Origin of the sequence: Acidovorax sp. Root217, assembly GCF_001428645.1 — a bacterium.
In the GTDB taxonomy this organism is placed as follows: domain Bacteria; phylum Pseudomonadota; class Gammaproteobacteria; order Burkholderiales; family Burkholderiaceae_C; genus Acidovorax.
Genome location: NZ_LMIH01000023.1, coordinates 43,491 through 63,014, shown reverse-complemented (window position 1 = coordinate 63,014; position 19,524 = coordinate 43,491). Strand labels below are relative to the sequence as shown.

Annotated in this window: 13 protein-coding genes; 8 read left to right on the top strand and 5 right to left on the bottom strand. The window is 67.4% G+C overall.

Annotated features, from left to right (window positions below):
- Positions 1-174: 174 nt before the first annotated feature.
- A complete protein-coding gene (locus ASE31_RS20175; protein ID WP_157412595.1) occupies positions 175-1,539 on the top strand; it encodes a hypothetical protein in 1,365 nt (454 codons plus the stop codon).
- A 105-nt stretch (positions 1,540-1,644) separates the two neighbouring features.
- Here ASE31_RS20175 and ASE31_RS20170 read toward each other — a convergent pair whose 3' ends face one another.
- Together ASE31_RS20170 and ASE31_RS20165 are read right to left on the bottom strand one after the other, a co-directional pair.
- Positions 1,645-2,280 carry a YbhB/YbcL family Raf kinase inhibitor-like protein gene (locus ASE31_RS20170; RefSeq protein ID WP_057203594.1) on the bottom strand — a complete coding sequence of 212 codons (636 nt, stop codon included), beginning with the start codon at positions 2,278-2,280 and terminating at the stop codon, positions 1,645-1,647.
- A 145-nt stretch (positions 2,281-2,425) separates the two neighbouring features.
- On the bottom strand, positions 2,426-3,334 hold the full coding sequence (locus ASE31_RS20165) for a LysR family transcriptional regulator (protein ID WP_057203593.1): 909 nt from the start codon (positions 3,332-3,334) through the stop codon (positions 2,426-2,428).
- 175 nt (positions 3,335-3,509) lie between these two features.
- Between ASE31_RS20165 and ASE31_RS20160 the strand changes: the two genes are divergently transcribed.
- The 5 genes from ASE31_RS20160 (at position 3,510) to paoC (ending at position 9,579) form a co-directional block, all read left to right on the top strand.
- A complete protein-coding gene (locus ASE31_RS20160; RefSeq protein ID WP_235514703.1) occupies positions 3,510-4,433 on the top strand; it encodes a tripartite tricarboxylate transporter substrate binding protein in 924 nt (307 codons plus the stop codon).
- A 33-nt stretch (positions 4,434-4,466) separates the two neighbouring features.
- Positions 4,467-5,645, top strand: coding sequence for a serine hydrolase (locus ASE31_RS20155; RefSeq protein ID WP_235514701.1), 1,179 nt, complete (start codon positions 4,467-4,469; stop codon positions 5,643-5,645).
- A gap of 119 nt (positions 5,646-5,764) precedes the next feature.
- On the top strand, positions 5,765-6,421 hold the full coding sequence (paoA, locus tag ASE31_RS20150; RefSeq protein ID WP_057203590.1) for an aldehyde dehydrogenase iron-sulfur subunit PaoA: 657 nt from the start codon (positions 5,765-5,767) through the stop codon (positions 6,419-6,421).
- Entirely contained in the window at positions 6,418-7,368 is a 951-nt protein-coding gene (locus tag ASE31_RS20145; protein ID WP_057203589.1) for a xanthine dehydrogenase family protein subunit M, read from the top strand. Before paoA ends, ASE31_RS20145 begins: the two co-directional genes overlap by 4 nt.
- A gap of 3 nt (positions 7,369-7,371) precedes the next feature.
- The gene (gene paoC, locus ASE31_RS20140) at positions 7,372-9,579 is read left to right on the top strand and encodes an aldehyde oxidoreductase molybdenum-binding subunit PaoC (protein WP_057203588.1); all 2,208 of its coding nucleotides are present in this window, start codon (positions 7,372-7,374) and stop codon (positions 9,577-9,579) included.
- Between the two features lie 3 nt (positions 9,580-9,582).
- On the opposite strand, the gene ASE31_RS20135 is transcribed toward paoC, so the two are convergent.
- Positions 9,583-12,174: a [protein-PII] uridylyltransferase gene (locus ASE31_RS20135; RefSeq protein WP_200961144.1), complete on the bottom strand. Its 2,592-nt coding sequence runs from the start codon at positions 12,172-12,174 to the stop codon at positions 9,583-9,585.
- An 81-nt stretch (positions 12,175-12,255) separates the two neighbouring features.
- The gene (map, locus tag ASE31_RS20130) at positions 12,256-13,071 is read right to left on the bottom strand and encodes a type I methionyl aminopeptidase (RefSeq protein ID WP_057203586.1); all 816 of its coding nucleotides are present in this window, start codon (positions 13,069-13,071) and stop codon (positions 12,256-12,258) included.
- Between the two features lie 412 nt (positions 13,072-13,483).
- Here map and purL point away from each other — a divergent pair, with 412 nt between their 5' ends.
- On the top strand, positions 13,484-17,479 hold the full coding sequence (gene purL, locus ASE31_RS20125) for a phosphoribosylformylglycinamidine synthase (protein WP_057203838.1): 3,996 nt from the start codon (positions 13,484-13,486) through the stop codon (positions 17,477-17,479).
- Positions 17,480-17,566: 87 nt separating this feature from the next.
- Here purL and ASE31_RS20120 read toward each other — a convergent pair whose 3' ends face one another.
- Positions 17,567-18,271, bottom strand: a complete 705-nt coding sequence (locus tag ASE31_RS20120) for a methyltransferase (protein ID WP_057203585.1) — start codon at positions 18,269-18,271, stop codon at positions 17,567-17,569.
- Positions 18,272-18,473: 202 nt separating this feature from the next.
- On the opposite strand from ASE31_RS20120, the gene ASE31_RS20115 reads away from it, so the two are divergent.
- Complete coding sequence (locus tag ASE31_RS20115) at positions 18,474-19,466, top strand: DUF808 domain-containing protein (protein WP_057203584.1); 993 nt, start codon at positions 18,474-18,476, stop codon at positions 19,464-19,466.
- The last annotated feature ends 58 nt before the right edge of the window (positions 19,467-19,524 follow it).

The following is a 19,524-nucleotide window of genomic DNA, read 5'->3' as shown; positions in this document are numbered from 1 at the left end:
GTTGGTTAGAATACCGGCCTGTCACGCCGGGGGTCGCGGGTTCGAGTCCCGTCCACTCCGCCATTATGAAAGCCGATGCAAATCACAAATTTGCATCGGCTTTTTCATTGGCGATTTTGATTTGCAAGTGGGATGGCTCGCAAATGCGCCCAGCATATGCGTCGGAGTGCGATGATGGCGCAGCTTGCTTTCGGCCGTGCGGGCCTGTTCAATCCACCTGTCCCACCCATGCCCATTGCGCCACCCGTTTTTCCTCTTGATTCCACCGCATTTGGCTCGGCCCTGCGTACGGGACACGGGCGCGCACTCCAGCAGGTGCAACTGAACGGAGTGCAGGGCCTGGGCGATACCCTGATTGATGCCTGCGTCCAATGCGGGACCTATGACCAGCAGTGTGAAGCCGCGCGCGCGCCCTGGCTGTTCTCCATCGTCGAGTGCGCGGGCCTGCAGACCAGCCTGGTCCAGGCCCTTGCCGGACTGCTCAAGGAGGCGCCTGCTGCAGACGAAGCCCACAATGACCTGGATCAGCGCAGTGCAATGCTCCGGGAGTTGGCCGCAGCGGGATCGGCCGATGCCCGGAGATTGCTGTACGCATCGCTGGTGCGTCTACCGGGCACCTCCGCCGACGTGATCGCTGCCGATGACATCGTGGAGCTGGATGGCCTCGAGGGCTTGGTGCATGTCGCCAGGCAGATGGGCCGATGGAGCCAGGAGGATCCACGCTTCTGGGTGGATGACCGGCTTGTCGAACAATGCAAGGTGTCCGGGGGCTCCACTGCAGCGCTTGCGGCGTTAGAGTGTGAGGCGCAGACGGACCCGTACATTGCCCGTTATCTGCAGGTGCTGGCTCAAATCCGTGCCCAGCGTAACTCCAGCGCGCCGGATGCCGCGTCCTTCACGGCCGAGCAGATCGTGCTGTATGCCAGAGACCATCCCAAAGACTCGTGCCACTGGTTCAGGGGGTGGGCCCGGCGAGCGGATGCCTCCGAGCTCGAAACGGTGTTTCTTGCCCTGCTGGATGTGCGGGAGCCAGAACATGCCACACGCCTGCTGAGGTGCTTCGTGCAACGAGGGGTGCCACGATTCGACAGCCGGCTGATGCCCTGGCTGGTCCACCCCGATCCGATGCTGGGCATGGCTGCCCTGAACGCCGTGGAGTCCACTCGCCATCCGGACTTGCGCACGCTGGCGCTTCGTTGGATCGCAAACGGAGATCTCGAAGGTGGAATTCGGCTGCTGACAGCCAACTTCGAGCCAGGAGACTTCGTGTTGTGCGCGCCGCTTTTGGAGTCCATCGACGATGAGGCCGAGCGCCACCGGTTGGCTTCGAACTTCGTTGAGATGTGCGAAGTCCATCCAAGTGCCGATGCCGTCGATGGCCTTCTCAATGTGTACGAATTCTCGCCGTGCTCGACCTGTCGCCTCAAGGCAGTGAAAGTTATGGTGGACCTGGATATTGCGCCGGACTGGCTGCTCCGGGAGTCCTCGTTCGACGTGGACCCCGAGACGCGCGCGTTGGTCGAGGCTGGCGCCCGATGACTGGACATCGCACCGCATCGTTTCCCAGGTGTGTGCTGCCGGGTCTCCGGGCAAGGAGCGCGCACCAGCAGCAAAGGCCTGCGCAGGCACCATCCTGCCAATCGCTCAGCCAACCGACACTGCAGGATTGAGGCTGTAGAGCCCCGTGATGCTGGCCTGGCCCAGCACCGGGGCCGCGGCCAGCGCCGCGCGCACGCTGGCGCCCGTCAACGGGCCCGCGACCGCGAGTGTCGGCGTGGCCAGGGCATAGACCGTGAAGATGTAGTGGTGCACCAGTGTGTCGTTCCACGGTGGGCAGGGGCCGTCGTAGCCGTGGTAGTCGCCCTTCATCTGTTCGTCGCCCGCGAACCAGCCGGTGTAATCGTTGATGCCGTGGCGCGCACCGCCGGGTGCGGCAGGACCGGGTTTGCCGCGCGGCGTCACCCCGTCGGAATGGCTGCCCGCCGCGATCTGCCGGGTATCGGCCGGCAGGTCGAGCAGCAGCCAGTGGAAGAAGTCCACGCGCGGCAGCGCTGCGGGCACTTCGCGGCCCTCCTGGTTCACGTCGTCACCGCGGCTGGGCACGTCGGGGTCGTGGCAGACCACCACGAACGACTGGGTGCCCTCGGGCACTCCGCTCCAGGCGAGGTGCGGGTTGCGGTTGGATGACAGCGCGACGTGCGTGGCGGCGTCGGGCACCGCGAACGCGAATTCGCCAGGGATCGCCTGGCCGTCTTGAAAACTTTGGCTGGTGAGTTGCATGGCTTGTGTCCTGTGTTGGGGGTGAAGGATGGGTGTTGGCGAATTCTAGGGACATGCCGCGCCGGTGACGTCCCAGAGCCAATTAAATGGACTCCCGATCCGCTCAATGTGACGATATTTGAGCCTTTGCGTGGTGGCCGTGCCGTCAGCGGTCGTGCATCCGCTCTGCGCAAAACTCCCGCACCACCTTCAAGGCAGGGGGCTCGGTGACGCCTTCCAGCGTGACGAAGGCAAACTGCGAAGTCAGCCGCAGCGGGCGGCTCAGCCGCAGTTCCGCCAGTTCGCCCCGGTCGATGGGCGCGCGTGCGACTTCGATGGCGCCCAGGAACACGGCGTCGGTGGTGCGCACCACTTCGAGCAGGCAGGCCGCCTCGTCCGACTGGAGCTGGATGGCTTCGTTGAAGTGCACGGACTGGCCGAAGTGGGCATTGAGGCTTTGCACCGCCTCGTCGCTCAGGCCCGTGCCGCTGGCGGCCAGCGGGTACTGGCGCAACTGGGCGAACGACACCTGCGCGGCCCCCTGCAGCGGATGGCCGCTGCGGCAGACGAAGCCCAGGCGCATTTCCGGGAACAGGGCCACGTTGAGGTCGTCGTACGGGGGCAGGGAGCGCCGGTGGATCACCAGCGCGTCCAGGTCCCTGGCGCGCAGGCTCTGCAACTGCAGCTCCGCCGGGCCGCTGGAGAGCTGCACCTTGATGCGCGGGTGGTGCGCAAGCATGTGCTGCAACAGCGGCACGGCCAGCATCGCCGTGGGCGCAGGGCCCAGGCCCAGCTTCACGGTGCCGACTTCCAGACCGGCTAGCAGGCTGGCACTGCGCTTGAGCTCGGACAGCTCCAGCCCGATGCGCCGCGCCCGCGCAGCGACCAGAACACCGAGCGGCGTGAGCTCCTTGCGCTTGCCGGCGCGCTCGATGAGCGGGGCACCCAGCTCGTCTTCTAGGGCCAGGATGCTGCGGCTGAGCGCGGGCTGTGTGAGGTGCAGCTGCTCGGCCGCCCGGCTGAACGAGCCGGTTTCTGCGACGGCGAGCAAGTGCTCGAACTGCTGGAGATTCATGGCGACGGCTGTGGTTTATATGAGAAATGGTAATGCAATTTCAAATAATTATGCATTGGACGGCATGGTTTGCGCTGCTTAGCATTGCCCTGCAATCAACTCAATGCGAAGGCGATCCATGGTTTCACATCCTCTTCTCGCAAGCCTGGCGATGGGCCTTTGCGCTCTGGCCTCCATGCCGCTGCAGGCCCAGCAGGCCTATCCGTCGAGGGCCATCACCGTGGTCGTGCCGGTGGCCGCGGGCGGTGCCGCAGATGGCCTGGCGCGGGCCTGGGCCGACCATGTGGGCAAATCGCTCGGGCAACCCGTGGTGGTCGACAACAAGCCCGGTGCCAATGGCGGCATTGCGGCCAGCTACGTCGCCAAGCAGCCTGCCAATGGCTACGCCATCCTGTTCGGCAGCACGTCGAACATGTCGCTCAACCGCTTCTCATACAAGACGCTCGCCTACGACCCGGTGAAGGATTTCGATCCGGTGCTGATGCTCGCGGGCACCTCGCAGGTGCTGGTGGCCAACCCGGCATCGGGCATCAAGTCGCTGGAGGACCTCGTCAAGTTGGCCCGGGCCAAGCCCGACTCGCTCAACTACGGCTCCGCCGGCAAGGGCAATTCGACGCACCTCAACGTCGAGTTCCTGGCGCAGCACTATGGCCTGCAGATGACCCACGTGCCCTATAAGGGCGCGGCCCCCGCCATGGTCGGGCTCATGGGCGGCGAGACCCAGGTCACGGCCGATGCCATCACCAGCGTGGTGCCCCAGGCCAAGGGCGGCAAGGTGGTGCCGTTGCTGGTGTTCGGCAGCCAGCGCTCACCGGCCTTGCCAAATGTGCCCACGGTCTACGAAGCCGGGCTCAAGGACTTCCCTGCCGGCGGCTGGTATGGGTTGATGGTGCCCAAGGGCACACCCAGAGAGGTGGTGGCGCTGCTGAATGCCGAGACGAAGAAGTTCTGGGCCGACCCGACCGTCAAGGCCCGTATGGACGCGCTGTTCATGGACCCGCCCACGGCCCTGGGCCCCGAAGCGGTCGCCAGGACCATGCAGGACGAGGCCCTGGTATGGGGTCCGATCATCAAGCGCCTGGGCATCCAGAACGAGTGAGCACCCTTCATGCAGCGCAATACGGTGTCCGACATGCCTTTTTCTCCTTCCATCGACACGGCCCCCACCGCCCAACCCAGGGTGCACCTGCCACGCAGCGAGGACTTCCTGCTCTGGTCGCCCCCCTTGCAGGCCTATGGCTACCGCATCGTGGACCAGCTCTTTGCCACGCGCACCATCCGGCGTGGCCCAGTAGCCAGACCTGTTGTGCGTGGCCGTGAACTGCAGCTGCACTATGCCCACGCGGGCGAGACGCGCACGGTCGAGGACTTCATGGACCGCAACAGCGTGGCCGGCCTGCTCGTGATCCGCGATGGCCAGGTGGTGCTCGAGCGCTATGGCCTGGGCCTGCAGCCGGGTGAGCGCTGGAGCACCATGTCCACCGTGAAGTCGATGACGGCGCTGCTGGTGGGCGCTGCCGTGCGCGATGGCGCCATCGGCAGCGTGGACGACCCGGTGGTGCGCTACCTGCCGCAGATGCAGTCATCCGGCTACGCCGAGGTCACCGTGCGGCAGTTGATGACCATGTCCTCAGGGGTGGCCTGGTCCGAGGTCTACACCGACAAGCAGTCCGACGTGAACCGCTACAGCAAGTCGCTCGCGGACAAGGTGCCGGGCGGGGTGCTGCGCATGCTGCAGGCCCTGCCCCCGCAGCACGCGCCCGGCAGCCACTGGCACTACAACACCGGCGATACCTACCTGCTCGGCTGCGTCCTGTGTGCGGCAACCGGGCAGACCCTGGCCGACTACATGAGCGCTTGCCTATGGCAGCCCTGCGGCATGGAGGACGATGCGTACTACACGCTCGAATCCGAGGGCGGCCAGGAGATCGCGGGCAGCCGCGCGGGTATGTCGCTGCGCGACATGGGGCGGCTGGCGTCGCTGGTCGCGGCGGACGGCGTGCTGGATGGCGCGGCCATCCTGCCCCCGGGTTGGGTGGACACCATGGGCACCCGCGCCTTCGACATCCCCGAGGATTTTCATCCCGCCCGGCGCTCGTTGGGGGTCACGGGCTACGGCTTTGGCTGGTGGCTGACCGATGACGGCGCCATGCTGGCCATGGGCCATTCGGGCCAACGCATCTACATCCACCGCGCCGAAAAGCTGGTGGTGGTGAATCTGGCGGTGTACCCCGAGCCGCGCTATGTGAGCGCACACGAGCACGACCGGGATGCGGAGCTGCACAGCCTCATACAGGCCTGCAGGGCCTGACCCGCAAGGTCTCTTGGAGAGGGCGGGGCCTGGTCCTACAGAAAATCAGGACACGGCCGCCATGGCGTGGCAGTCTGCAGCGCCCAGCATGCATTGATCCGCCCCCACAGGACAAAAACATGCAACAAGCGACTGCGCTGCCGATTTCCCGGCGCGATTTGCTGATCGTCGGCGCCGCTTCCGGCGCGGCGACAGCCGCCATGCCCGCCGACGCCCAGACACCCGTGGCGTCCCAGCCGCCCGGCGTCACCGTGCCCACCCCCATGGCCAAGGTCACGTTCATCGTGAACAGCCAGCCGCGCGAGCTGGAGGTGGACACCCGTACTACGCTGCTCGACGCGCTGCGCGAGCACCTGCACCTTACCGGTACCAAGAAGGGCTGCGACCATGGCCAGTGCGGTGCCTGCACGGTGATGGTGGATGGCCGGCGCATCAATTCATGCCTGACCCTGGCTGTCATGCACGAGGGAGCGCAGGTCACCACCGTGGAAGGCCTGGGCACGCCGCGCAACCTGCACCCCATGCAGGCGGCTTTCGTCAAGCACGACGGCTACCAGTGCGGTTATTGCACGCCGGGGCAGATCTGCTCTGCCGTGGGCGTGCTCGACGAGATCCGCCGGGGCATCCCGAGCCACGTGAGCGCCGACCTCACGGCGCGGCCCCTGCTGTCGGCCGATGAACTGCGCGAGCGCATGAGCGGCAACATCTGCCGCTGCGGCGCCTATTCGAACATCGTGGATGCCATCACCGAAGTGGCGGCGGGAGCAAAAGCATGAAGCCCTTCACCTACGAACGCGCCCAGTCCCCCGCAGAGGCGGCCGCCGCCGTCGAACGCGTACCCGGCGCCAGGTTCATCGCGGGCGGCACCAACCTGCTGGACCTGATGAAGCTGCAGATCGAAAACCCCGTGCACCTGGTGGACGTGAACGCGCTGCAGCTCGACAGGATAGAGCCCACGCTCGAAGGCGGCCTGCGCATCGGCGCGCTGGCGCGCAACACCGACCTGGCCGCGCACGAGCGCGTGCGGCGCGACTATGCGGTGCTCTCGCGCGCGCTGCTGGCCGGTGCCTCGGGCCAGTTGCGCAACAAGGCCACCACGGCCGGCAACCTGCTGCAGCGCACGCGCTGCCCGTATTTCTACGACACCCACATGCCCTGCAACAAGCGCCAGCCGGGCAGCGGCTGCAGCGCCATCGGCGGGGTCACGCGCCAGCATGCGGTGGTTGGCACCAGCGCGGCCTGCATCGCCACGCACCCGAGCGACATGGCCGTGGCCCTGCGCGTGCTCGACGCCACGGTGGAGACCGTGCGCGGCGATGGCCGCACGCGCGTGATTCCCATCGCCGACTTCCACCGCCTGCCCGGCACGACCCCGCATGTGGAGACGGTGCTGGCCCCGGGTGAGCTCATCACTTCCGTCACGCTGCCCAAGCCCGCAGGCGGCACCCACATCTACCGCAAGGTGCGCGATCGGGCGTCCTACGCCTTTGCGCTCGTGTCGGTGGCGGCCATCGTGAACCGCAATGGCACCGGTCGCATCGCCCTGGGCGGTGTGGCCCACAAGCCCTGGCGCGTGGCGGCCGCCGAGGCCGAGATGCCCCAGGGCGCCAAGGCCGTGGCGGCCAGGCTCTTCGCTGGCGCGCAGCCGGCGCACGACAACGCCTTCAAGCTGACGCTGGCCGAGCGGACCATCGCCGCCGTACTGTTGCAGGCAAGGAGCTGAGCCATGAAGTTCGATACCCCCGCCACCACCAACCCCATTGATCAGCTCAAGTTCATTGGCCAGCCCATGGACCGCATCGACGGGCCCATGAAGACCAGCGGCACCGCCCCTTACGCCTACGAGCGCCACGACGCGGTGCAGAACGCCGCCTACGGGGTCGTTGTCGGCGCGGCCGTCGCCAAGGGGCGCATCGAGTCCATGGACCTGCGCGCCGCACAGGCCTCGCCGGGCGTGATCACCATCGTCACGGCGCAGACAGCGGGCAAGCTCGGCAAGGGCCAGTTCAACACTGCCGCCTTGCTCGGCGGCCCCGAGATCGCGCACTACCACCAGGCCATTGCGCTGGTGGTGGCACAGACCTTCGAGCAGGCGCGGGCGGCTGCGCAACTGGTGAAGGTGCAGTACAGCCGCGCCAACGGCCGTTTCGATCTGGCTGCGGCCCGCCCCTCGGCGCACAAGCCGCCCGAACAGGATGGGTCGCCCGCCGACACGCGCAAGGGCAATTTCGAGAAAGCCTTCGATACCGCACCGGTGCAGCACGATGCGACCTACACCACACCCGACCACTCGCACGCCATGATGGAGCCGCATGCCTCCACGGCAGCATGGAAGGGCGACAAGCTCACGGTGTGGACCTCCAACCAGATGATCGACTGGAGCGTGGGCGACCTGGCCAAGACGCTCGGCATCCCCAAGGAGAATGTGCGCCTGGTCTCGCCCTTCGTAGGCGGCGGCTTTGGCGGCAAGCTCTTCATCCGTGCCGACGTGTTGCTGGCCGCCCTGGGCGCCAAGGCGGCGCGCCAACCCGTGAAGGTGGCGCTGCAGCGGCCGCTGATCGCCAACAACACCACGCACCGCCCCGCCACCATCCAGCGCATCCGCATTGGCGCCGCCAAAAACGGCAAGATCAGCGCCATTGCGCACGAGAGCTGGTCGGGCGATCTGCCGGACGGCAAGCCCGAGACGGCGGTGAACCAGACACGGCTGCTCTACGCCGGCGCCCACCGGCTCACCGCCACGCGCCTGGCCGTGCTCGACCTGCCCGAGGGCAATGCCATGCGCGCGCCCGGCGAAGCCCCTGGGCTGATGGCGCTGGAAATCGCCATGGACGAGATGGCCACCAAGCTCGGCATCGACCCGGTGGAGCTGCGCATCATCAACGACACCCAGGTCGACCCCGAAAAGCCCGAGCGACCCTTCTCGCAGCGCCAGCTGATCGAGTGCCTGCGCACCGGTGCACAGCGCTTCGGCTGGGGCCAGCGCCGGGCCGAGCCCGGCCAGGTGCGCGATGGCCGCTGGCTGGTGGGCATGGGGGTGGCGGCGGCGTTTCGCAACAACATGGTGATGAAGTCGGGCGCGCGGGTGCGCCTCAACAGCCGAGGCGTGGTGACGGTGGAGACCGACATGACCGACATCGGCACCGGCTCGTACACCATCATCGCGCAGACCGCTGCAGAGATGATGGGCGTGCCCATCCACAAGGTCATGGTGCGCCTGGGCGACTCGGCCTTCCCCGTGTCGGCCGGCTCGGGTGGGCAGTGGGGTGGCAACTCGTCCACTGCCGGCGTGTACGCCGCCTGCGTGAAGCTGCGCGAGACCGTGGCGCAGAAGCTCGGCGTGCTGGTCGATGGCGCCGTGTTTGCCGACGGCATGGTGCGCTCGGGCGAGCGCTCCGTACCGCTGGCCGAGGCCGCCGTGGGTGGCGAACTGGTGGTAGAGGACAGCATCGAATACGGCGACCTGGACAAGAAGTTCCAGCAATCGACCTTCGGCGCGCATTTCGTGGAGGTCGGCGTGGACGTGGCCACCGGCGAGATCCGCGTGCGCCGCATGCTGGCGGTGTGCGCCGCCGGCCGCATCCTGAATCCCAAGTCCGCGCGCAGCCAGGTGATCGGCGCCATGACCATGGGCGTGGGCGCGGCGCTGATGGAAGAACTGGCCGTGGACAAGCGCCAGGGCTTCTTCGTCAACCACGACCTGGCAGGCTACGAGGTGCCGGTGCATTCCGACATCCCGCACCAGGAGGTGATCTTCCTGGACGAAACGGACCCGGTCTCCTCGCCCATGAAGGCCAAGGGCGTCGGCGAACTGGGGCTTTGCGGCGTGGCGGCGGCGGTGGCCAATGCCGTGTTCAACGCCACGGGCGTGCGGGTGCGCGACTACCCTGTCACGCTGGACAAGCTGCTCGACAAGCTGCCTGAAGTGACCTGACGATCAGTTCGACAGCTCGCGCAGCAGCTCCGTCTCGATCTGGATCTGCCGCGCGTTGTTCTGCAGCTCGGGCCCCTGCACCAAAAAGGTGTCTTCCACCCGCTCGCCCAAGGTGCTGACCTTGGCCAGTTGCACGCTCAGGTGGTGGTTGGCGAGTACCCGGGCCACCAGGTAGAGCAGGCCCGCGCGGTCGCTGGCCGAGATGGCCAGCAGCCAGCGCTGGGCCTTCTCGTCCGGGCGCAGGGTGACGCGCGGGGCGATGGGGAAGCTCTTGACCCGGCGCGACACGCGCTTGCGCGTGGGCTCGGGCAGCGGGCCGCCTTCCTCGATCACATGCACCAGGTCGCTCTCCACCATGTGGGTCAGCTCGCGGTAGTGGCCGGCCTGGTCGTCGGCCACGATCTGGAAGGTATCGAGCGCATGCTGGTTGTTGGCCGTGTGCACGCGCGCATCCAGGATGCTGAAGCCCGCGCGGTCGAAGTAGCCGCAGATGCGGGCGAACAGGTCTTCCTGGTCGGGCGCGTAGACCATCACCTGCAGGCCGTCGCCGGCCAGCGACTGGCGTGCCCGCACCACGGCGCGCGGCGCGCCCACGTGGCGCGACAGGTGGCGCGTGTGCCAGGCGATGTCGGCGGCCTCGTGGCGCATGAAGTAGCTCACGTCCAGCGTGGCCCACAGGGCCTTGTGCGCCTCGAAGGGCAGGGCGCTCAGGGCCAGCAGCACCAGGGCCTCGCGCTTGCGCGCCTCGACCTCGGCGGCGGCATCGGGCGCCCGCCCGCCCAGGGCGCGCAAGGTTGCGCGGTACAGGTCTTCCAGCAGCTTGCCCTTCCAGGCGTTCCACACCTTGGGGCTGGTGCCGCGGATGTCGGCCACTGTCAGCAGGTACAGCGCCGTGAGGTAGCGCTCATTGCCCACGCGCTTGGCAAAGGCGGCGATCACGTCGGGGTCGCTCAGGTCTTCCTTTTGCGCGATGCGGCTCATGGCCAGGTGCTCGCTGACCAGGAATTCGACGAGCTGCGCATCCTCGCGGTCCACGCCGTGCTGGCGGGCGAACCGCCGCACCTCCATGGCGCCGATCTGCGAATGGTCGCCACCGCGACCCTTGCCGATGTCGTGGAACAACGCGGCCAGGTACAGGATCCAGGGCTTGTCCCAGCCGCCGGCCAGTTGCGAGCAGAACGGGTATTCGTGCGCGTGCTCGGCCATGAAGAAGCGGCGCACATTGCGCAGCACCATCAGGATGTGCTGGTCCACCGTGTAGACGTGGAACAGGTCGTGCTGCATCTGCCCCACGATGCCGCGAAACGCCCACAGGTAGCGCCCCAGCACCGAAGTCTGGTTCATGAGCCGCATGGCATGCGTGATGCCGGCGGGCTGCTGCAGGATGCGCATGAAGGCGGCGCGGTTCACCGGGTCGCTGCGAAAGGCCCCGTCCATCACGCTGCGGGCGTTGTACAGGGCCCGCAGGGTACGGGCCGACAGGTCCTTGAGCCCCACGGTGGTCTGGTAGAGCAGAAAGGTCTCCAGGATGGCGTGCGGGTCCTTCAGGTACAGGTCGTCGCTGGCCACCTCGATCAGGCCCGACTTCTCGAAGAAGCGCTCGTTGATGGGGCGCGGTTCGTGCGCCGAGGGGTTGAGCGATTCCTCGATGTTGAGCAACAGGATCTGGCTGAGCTGCGAGACCGCCTTGGCCGCCCAGTAGTAGCGGCGCATCATGGCCTCGCTGGCGCGCATCGGCAGGCGTGCGCCGTCGGGCGCCTGCGAGCGGTAGCCGAAGGATTCGGCCACCGTGGTCTGCAGGTCGAACACCAGGCGGTCCTCGTGCCGGCCTGCTGCGGCATGCAGGCGCGCACGGATCAGGCACAGCACGGCCTCGTTGCGCTCGATCTGGCGCACCTCGAAGGCGGTGGCCATGCCGCTGGTGGCCAGCTCCTTCCAGGTGCTGCCCAGGCCGGCCGCGCGGGCCACCCACAGGATCATCTGCAGGTCGCGCAGGCCGCCGGGCGACTCCTTGCAGTTGGGCTCCAGCGCGTAGGGGGTGTTCTCGTACTTGTTGTGGCGCTGGCGCATCTCCAGCGTCTTGGCCACCAGAAAGGCCTGCGGGTCCATCTGCGCGCGGTACTGCACCTGGAACTGCGCGAACAGCCCGGTGCTGCCGCAGATCTGCCGCGCTTCGAGCAGCGAGGTCTGCACCGTCACGTCGGCCGCCGACTCGGCCAGGCACTCGGCAATGGTGCGCACGCTGGAGCCGATTTCCAGCCCCGCGTCCCAGCAGCTGCCGATGAAGGCTTCGAGCTGCGCGCGCAGCACGCTGCAGCCATCGGCGGCCCGGTCGTCGGGCAGCAGCAGCAGCACGTCCACGTCGGAATACGGGAACAGCTGGTCACGGCCAAAGCCGCCCACCGCCACCAGGGCCAGGTCGGGGGGCAGCTCGGCCCGGCGCCACAGCTCCTGCAGCAGGCTGCCGGCCAGGGTGGAGAGCTTGCGCAGCAGCACCCGGATGCCGCGCGTAGAGGCGCCCGTGGCCTGGATGGAGGCCATCAGCGCCGCCTTGTCGCGGCGGTAGGCGTCCCGAAGGGCGTGGATTTCGGTCATGGACGATAGGGGCGTTGCAGTCGATATGGCCATGCAGTGTTCCACGCAAGAGTCGTGCGCAGCGGGGTTCCCGCTGACTTTTTATGTCTTTGTGGCGGTCACAAAGGACGGCAGCGGCGGCGAGCCGGCCGACAGCGTCATCACCTCATAGCCCGTCTCGGTGACCAGCACCGTGTGCTCCCACTGGGCCGAGAGGCTATGGTCCTTGGTGACGATGGTCCAGCCGTCGTTGCCATGGTCCTTCACCTCGCGGCGGCCGGCGTTGATCATGGGCTCGATGGTGAACACCATGCCGGGCTTGAGTTCGTCGAGCGTGCCGGGCTTGCCGTAGTGCAGCACCTGGGGCTCTTCATGGAAGCGCTGGCCGATGCCGTGGCCGCAGAACTCGCGCACGATGGAAAAACCCAGGCCTTCGGCAAACTTCTGGATGGCGTGGCCGATGTCGCCCAGGTGGGCGCCCGGTTTGACCTGCACGATGCCATGCCACATGGCATCGAAGGTCACCGCGCACAGGCGCTTGGCGGCGATGGAGGTTTCGCCGATCAGGTACATGCGGCTGTTGTCGCCGTACCAGCCCTCCTTGGTGATCACGGTGACGTCCACGTTCACGATGTCGCCCTTTTTCAGGGGCTTGTCGTTCGGGATGCCATGGCACACCACGTTGTTGACCGAGGTGCACAGCGACTTGGGGTAGGGCGGGTAGCCCGGCGGCTGGTAGCCCACCGTGGCCGAAATCGTGCCCTGCTGGACCATGCATTCGGCGGCCAGCCGGTCGATTTCGTTGGTGGTGATTCCGGGCTTGATGTGGGGGGCGATGTAGTCCAGCACTTCAGACGCCAGGCGGCAGGCGACGCGCATGCCCTCGATGTCCTGTGCAGTTTTGATGGTGATGCTCATGGAGGGGATTATCCCATTGCGGTGAAGAACCTGTTCACGACCTCGCAGGGGATCGCGTTGGAGCGCAATCGGGATGAGTGGATGCTTCGGATGCGCCGCATGGGCTCATGCCCATGTAAGCAGCCGGGGCCTCCAATCGCCCGATTTCGCTCCAACCCTTCGGGCAGTGGCCTTGGCGGGCGGTCTGCGGCGTTGCGGTGCTTGTTGATAGACGGGCTATCAACTGCACACCGCGCCTTGCATACCACCCGCCAAGGCCGCTGCGCGACCCCTGGGAGATCGTGAACAGGTTCTGCTGCCGCATGCGGTGGGAAGACGCCGGTTAAAATGGGAGGCTAACCGCCACCAAGCCTGCGTTTTTCGGATGGCGGCGGCGCCCACCGTACCCCTCACACCCCAACAGGCCGCTACCGTGACCTTGCACATGACCACGCTGGCGGGCGGCAACGCCCTCAGCACCTTTCGCGCCCAGCAACTCCAGCCTGCCCTCGAGGCCATCCACCCCAAGATCACTGGCATCGCTGCGCGCTTCGTGCACCTGGTGGCCACCGATGCGGCACCCTCGCCAGCCGATCAGGAGCGTCTGGCGGCCCTGTTGACCTACGGGGACCCCTATTCCGGCCCAGACAATGGCGCGGTCATCGTCGTCACCCCGCGCCTGGGCACGCTCTCGCCCTGGGCCTCCAAGGCCACCGACATCGCGCGCAACTGCGGCATCGCGATCCGCCGCGTGGAGCGCATCACCGAATACCGCGTGGCTCTCAAGCCCGGCCTCTTGGGCGGCACGCCCGAGCTGAGCGCCGACCAGGTGGCCCAGGTCGCGGCCCTGCTGCACGACCGCATGACCGAGTCGGTGGTGGCCGACCGCAGCGGCGCCGCAGCGCTGTTCACCGAGCTGCAGCCCGCCCCCATGGAGCATGTGGATGTGCTGGGCGGCGGCCGTGCCGCGCTGGAGGCCGCCAACACCCGCTTCGGCCTGGCCCTGGCCGAGGACGAGATCGAATACCTGGTCAACGCCTTCACCGGCCTGGCGCGCAACCCCAGCGACGTCGAGCTGATGATGTTCGCCCAGGCCAACAGCGAGCACTGCCGTCACAAGATTTTCAACGCCGAGTTCACCATCGACGGCGTGGCGCAGGACAAGAGCCTGTTCGGCATGATCCGCAACACCCACCAGCTGGCACCCCAGCACACGGTGATCGCCTATTCGGACAACGCCTCGGTGATGGAAGGCCACCAGGTCGAGCGTTTCCTGGCGCGCATGGGCGATGCCGGCACGGTGGGCTATGCCAAGAGCGAGGCTCTCCAGCATGTGCTGATGAAGGTGGAAACGCACAACCACCCCACGGCGATCTCTCCCTTCCCCGGTGCCTCCACCGGCGCGGGTGGTGAAATCCGCGACGAAGGCGCCACCGGCCGGGGCTCCAAGCCCAAGGCGGGCCTGACCGGCTTCACGGTCTCCAAGCTCTGGGGCAGCGAGGTCGGCAAGCCCGAGCACATCGCCAGCCCACTGCAGATCATGGTCGAAGGCCCGCTGGGCGGCGCGGCGTTCAACAACGAATTCGGCCGGCCCAACCTGGCCGGCTATTTCCGTGAATACGAGCAAAACGTAGGCGGCGTGCAGCGCGGCTACCACAAGCCCATCATGATCGCGGGCGGCGTGGGCGTGATCGACGCCGGCCTGACCAAGAAGATCGAGTTCCCCGCCGGCTCGCTGCTGATCCAGCTGGGCGGCCCCGGCATGCGCATCGGCATGGGCGGCAGCGCCGCCAGCTCCATGGCCACCGGCACGAATGCGGCCGAGCTCGACTTCGACTCCGTGCAGCGCGGCAACCCCGAGATCGAGCGCCGCGCACAGGAGGTCATCAACCACTGCTGGGCGCAGGGCGATGCCAACCCCATCCTGGCCATCCACGATGTGGGTGCGGGCGGCCTGTCCAATGCCTTCCCCGAGCTGACCAACGACGCCGGCCGCGGTGCACGCTTCGACCTGCGCGCCGTGCCGCTCGAAGAGTCGGGCATGGCGCCCAAGGAAATCTGGAGCAACGAGAGCCAGGAGCGCTACGTGCTGGCCATCGCCCCCGGTTCGCTGGCCCAGTTCCAGGCCTTCTGCGAGCGCGAGCGCTGCCCCTTCGCCGTGATCGGCACCGCCACCGAAGAGCGCCAACTGGTGCTGGACGACACGGCCGTGGCCGGTGGCGACCAGAAGAGCCCCGTCGATATGCCCATGAACGTGCTGCTGGGCAAACCGCCCAAGATGCACCGCGACGTGGCCACGGTGGAGCGCCAGTTCGCGCCCATGGACCTGACCGGCGTGCCCCTGCAGAAGGCCGTGATCGACGTGCTGGCCCACCCCACGGTGGCGTCCAAGCGCTTTCTCATCACCATTGGCGACCGCACGGTGGGCGGCCTGTCGCACCGCGACCAGATGGTGGGCCCCTGGCAGGTGCCCGTGGCCGATTGCGCCGTGACCCTGGCCGACTACAAGGGCTTTGCCGGCGAGGCCATGAGCATGGGAGAGCGCACGCCGCTGGCCGCCATCAACGCCCCCGCATCGGGCCGCATGGCCGTGGCCGAGGCCATCACCAACCTGCTGGCCGCGCCCATCGAGCTGCCGCGCGTCAAGCTCAGCGCCAACTGGATGGCCGCCTGTGGCGAACCCGGTGAAGACGCCGCGCTGTACGCCACGGTGAAGGCCGTGGGCATGGAGCTGTGCCCGGCCCTGGGTATCTCCATCCCTGTGGGCAAGGATTCGCTGTCCATGCGCACGCAGTGGCAAGAGGGTGGCGACAAGAAGAAGGTCACCTCGCCCGTGAGCCTGATCGTGAGCGCCTTCGCCTCGCTGGCCGACGTGCGCGGCACGCTCACGCCGCAGCTCGATGCGACCGAAGCCGACACCACCCTGGTGCTGATCGACCTGGGCAAGGGCCAGAGCCGCATGGGCGGCAGCATCCTGGGCCAGACGCTGGACCAGAGCGGCGATGTGGTACCCGACCTCGACGACCCGCAGGACCTGGTGAACCTGGTCAACGCCGTGAACGCGCTGCGCGCCAAGGGCCAGATCCTGGCCTACCATGACCGCAGCGATGGCGGCCTGCTGGCCGCTGCCGCCGAAATGGCCTTTGCCGGCCACGTGGGCGTGTCGCTCAACGTGGACCTGCTGGTCACCGAAGGCGACGGCATCAGCGACAGCCGCATGGAAACCGGCGACGCCAAGAACTGGGCCACCCAGGTCAGCGCGCGCCGCGAAGAACTCACGCTCAAGGCCCTGTTCAACGAAGAGCTGGGCGTGCTGCTGCAGGTGCGCACCGCCGAGCGCAACGACGTGATGCAGCTGCTGCGCGAGCACAATCTGTCGCGCTTCAGCCATTTCGTGGGCAAGACGCGCCCCGTGTCCTCGCCCATCGACGCCGGCAAGGGCGAGCTGCAGGTCTGGCGCGATGCCAAGGCCGTGTTCAGCGCGCCGCTGGTCGACCTGCACCAGGTGTGGGACGCGGTGAGCTGGAAGATCTGCCAGCAGCGCGACAACCCCGCCAATGCCGATGCCGAGCACGCCGCTGCCGGCGCCCCGGCCGATCCCGGCATGCACGTGCACCTCACGTTCGACACGGCCGAGAACGTTGCCGCGCCGTACCTCAACCTGGCGCGCCCCAGGGTCGCCATCCTGCGCGAGCAGGGTGTGAACTCGCACATCGAGATGGCCTATGCCTTCACCGAAGCGGGCTTCGAGGCCTATGACGTGCACATGACCGACTTGCAGACCGGCCGTGCCCAACTGGCGGACTTCAAGGGCGTGGTCGCCTGTGGCGGCTTCAGCTATGGCGACACCCTGGGTGCCGGCATCGGCTGGGCGCGCAGCATCACCTTCAACCCGGTGCTGGCCGAGCAGTTCCAGGGCTTCTTCGGCCGCACGGACACCTTTGGCCTGGGCGTGTGCAACGGCTGCCAGATGTTTGCCGAGCTGGCCGACATCATCCCCGGCGCGCAGGACTGGCCGCGCTTCACCACCAACCAGAGCGAGCGCTTCGAGGCCCGCCTGTCGATGGTGGAGGTGCTCGAATCCCCCAGCCTGTTCTTCCAGGGCATGACCGGCAGCCGCCTGCCGATCGCCGTGGCGCACGGCGAGGGCTATGCCAACTTCCGCTACCGCGGCAATGCCGACAAAGCGATTGCGGCCATGCGCTACGTGGACAACCACGGCGCGGCCACCGAGCAGTACCCCTTCAACCCCAACGGCAGCGCGGGCGGCCTGACCGCCGTGACCACGGCCGACGGCCGCTTCACGGCCATGATGCCGCACGCCGAGCGCGTGTTCCGCAACGTGCAGATGAGCTGGACCAGCGAAGACCGCAGCCAGCTGAGCCCGTGGATGCGCCTTTGGCAAAATGCCCGCAAGTGGGTTGGCTGATCCGGTGGGTACGGCCGTTCAGGCCGTGACCGGGATCAAGGGACGGGGCTTCGGCCCCGTTTTTTCATGGGCGAGCCGTTTGCTGTCTCAACTGGCCAGTGCAGGCCGCTGGTAGACCAGCAGGCGGCCCTTGTAGGCCGGGCGGTCGTCCAGGGCCGGGTGGTCCAGGCGCTCTTCCACCACGGCGAATCGGTGCACGGCCATCTGCTTGTGGAAGGCGCTGCGGTTGCCGCGATCCGGGTCCACGATCCAGATCTGGGCGCCCACGCCGGCGTGGCGGTCAATGAAGCCGGCCAGGGTGGCGCGTGCGTCGCGCTCGTAGAGCACGTCGCTGCCCATGATCAGGTCGAACTGGCCGCTCACGGTGCTGGCGGCGGTGCCGTCGCCCTCGGTGCCTTCGGGTGGGTTCCAGTGGCCGGCGCAGTATTTCATGGGCGGCAGGGCGTTCAGCCGCAGGTTCTCTAGCAAAAAGCGGTCGGCCAGCGGGTGTCCGTCGCTGGCAGTGATGTCCATGCCGCGCCGGTGGCACACCAGGCTGGCCAGGCCCAGGCCGCAGCCGATCTCCAGCACGCGCTCGCCCGCCTTCAGCGGCCGGGTGGCCATGCGCTCAGCCAGTTGCGTGCCCGAGGGCCACAGCATGCCGAACAGCGGCCACAGGGCCGACGAAATGCCGAGCCGCTCGGCTTCGCCCAGCGGGTCAGAGAACTGCTGCCTGTCCAGCAGCGAACGGATGATGAGATTCGCAGCGCCCGCGATCGGGACGCTGTCTTGCTTGGTGAGGTAGCCTGGCATGGCCCGGGCGAGAAGCCCGGTATCAAGGGACCCCAAAGGTTGGTGGTGCAGCGCCAAGTATGCGCCTTTTGGCCTGTAGGGGCTTCCTTGCGTGGCCCGCAATGGGCTCCTGGCCTACTTTGCATGTAGCCGTTGGACGCGTGGGGACGGGCCCTGCGCGTTGCTATAGTCGGCGCATTCACCGCAATCGCAAGGACATTCCATGGCCGCTGGCAGCCTTCTAGCCCTGTTGGACGATATCGCCACCATCCTCGACGACGTCGCCCTCATGACCAAGGTGGCGGCCAAGAAGAGCGCCGCCATGGCCGACGACGTATCGGTCATGACCAAGGTGGCCGCACAGAAGACGGCCGGCGTGCTGGGCGATGACCTGGCGCTCAACGCCCAGCAGGTCACCGGCGTGCGCGCCGAGCGCGAGATCCCGGTGGTCTGGGCCGTCGCCAAGGGCTCCCTGATCAACAAGGCCATCCTGGTGCCGGCGGCGCTGTTGATCAGCGCCTTCGCGCCCTGGGCCGTCACGCCGCTGTTGATGATCGGCGGCGCCTTCCTGTGCTTCGAGGGCTTCGAGAAGATCGCCCACAAGTTCCTGCACAGCGAGAGCAAGGACGAGGCCGAGCACGAAAGCCGTGCCCAGGCCAATGCCAACCCCGCCGTGGACCTCGTGGCCATGGAAAAGGACAAGATCAAGGGTGCCGTGCGCACCGACTTCATCCTCTCGGCAGAAATCATCGCCATCACGCTGGGCACGGTGGCTACGGCCTCGTTTGCGCAGCAGGTGGCCGTGCTGGTGGGCATCGCGGTCATCATGACCATAGGCGTCTATGGACTGGTGGCCGGCATCGTCAAGCTCGACGACCTGGGCCTGTGGCTCAACAACAAGCGCAGCGCGGTGGCCAAGGCGCTGGGTACGGGCATCGTCAATGCGGCCCCCTGGCTCATGAAGTTCCTGTCCATCGCCGGCACGGCCGCCATGTTCCTGGTGGGCGGCGGCATTCTGGTGCATGGCGTGCCGGCCCTGCACCACGCCGTGGAAGGTGCAGGCGCTGCGTCCGCCCTGTGGCCCGTGGGCGGGCTGTGGGCCGTGCTGGTCCCCAACCTGCTCAATGCCTTGGTGGGCATCATTGCCGGTGGACTGGTAGTAGCCGTGGTGACCGCCGTGCAAAAAATGCGTGGCAAGAGCGCGGCCGCGCACTGACGCGCCGCCCCCACTTTTGTTGATCCAGATCGAAGCCCCGGCACCAGGGCGCTGATGC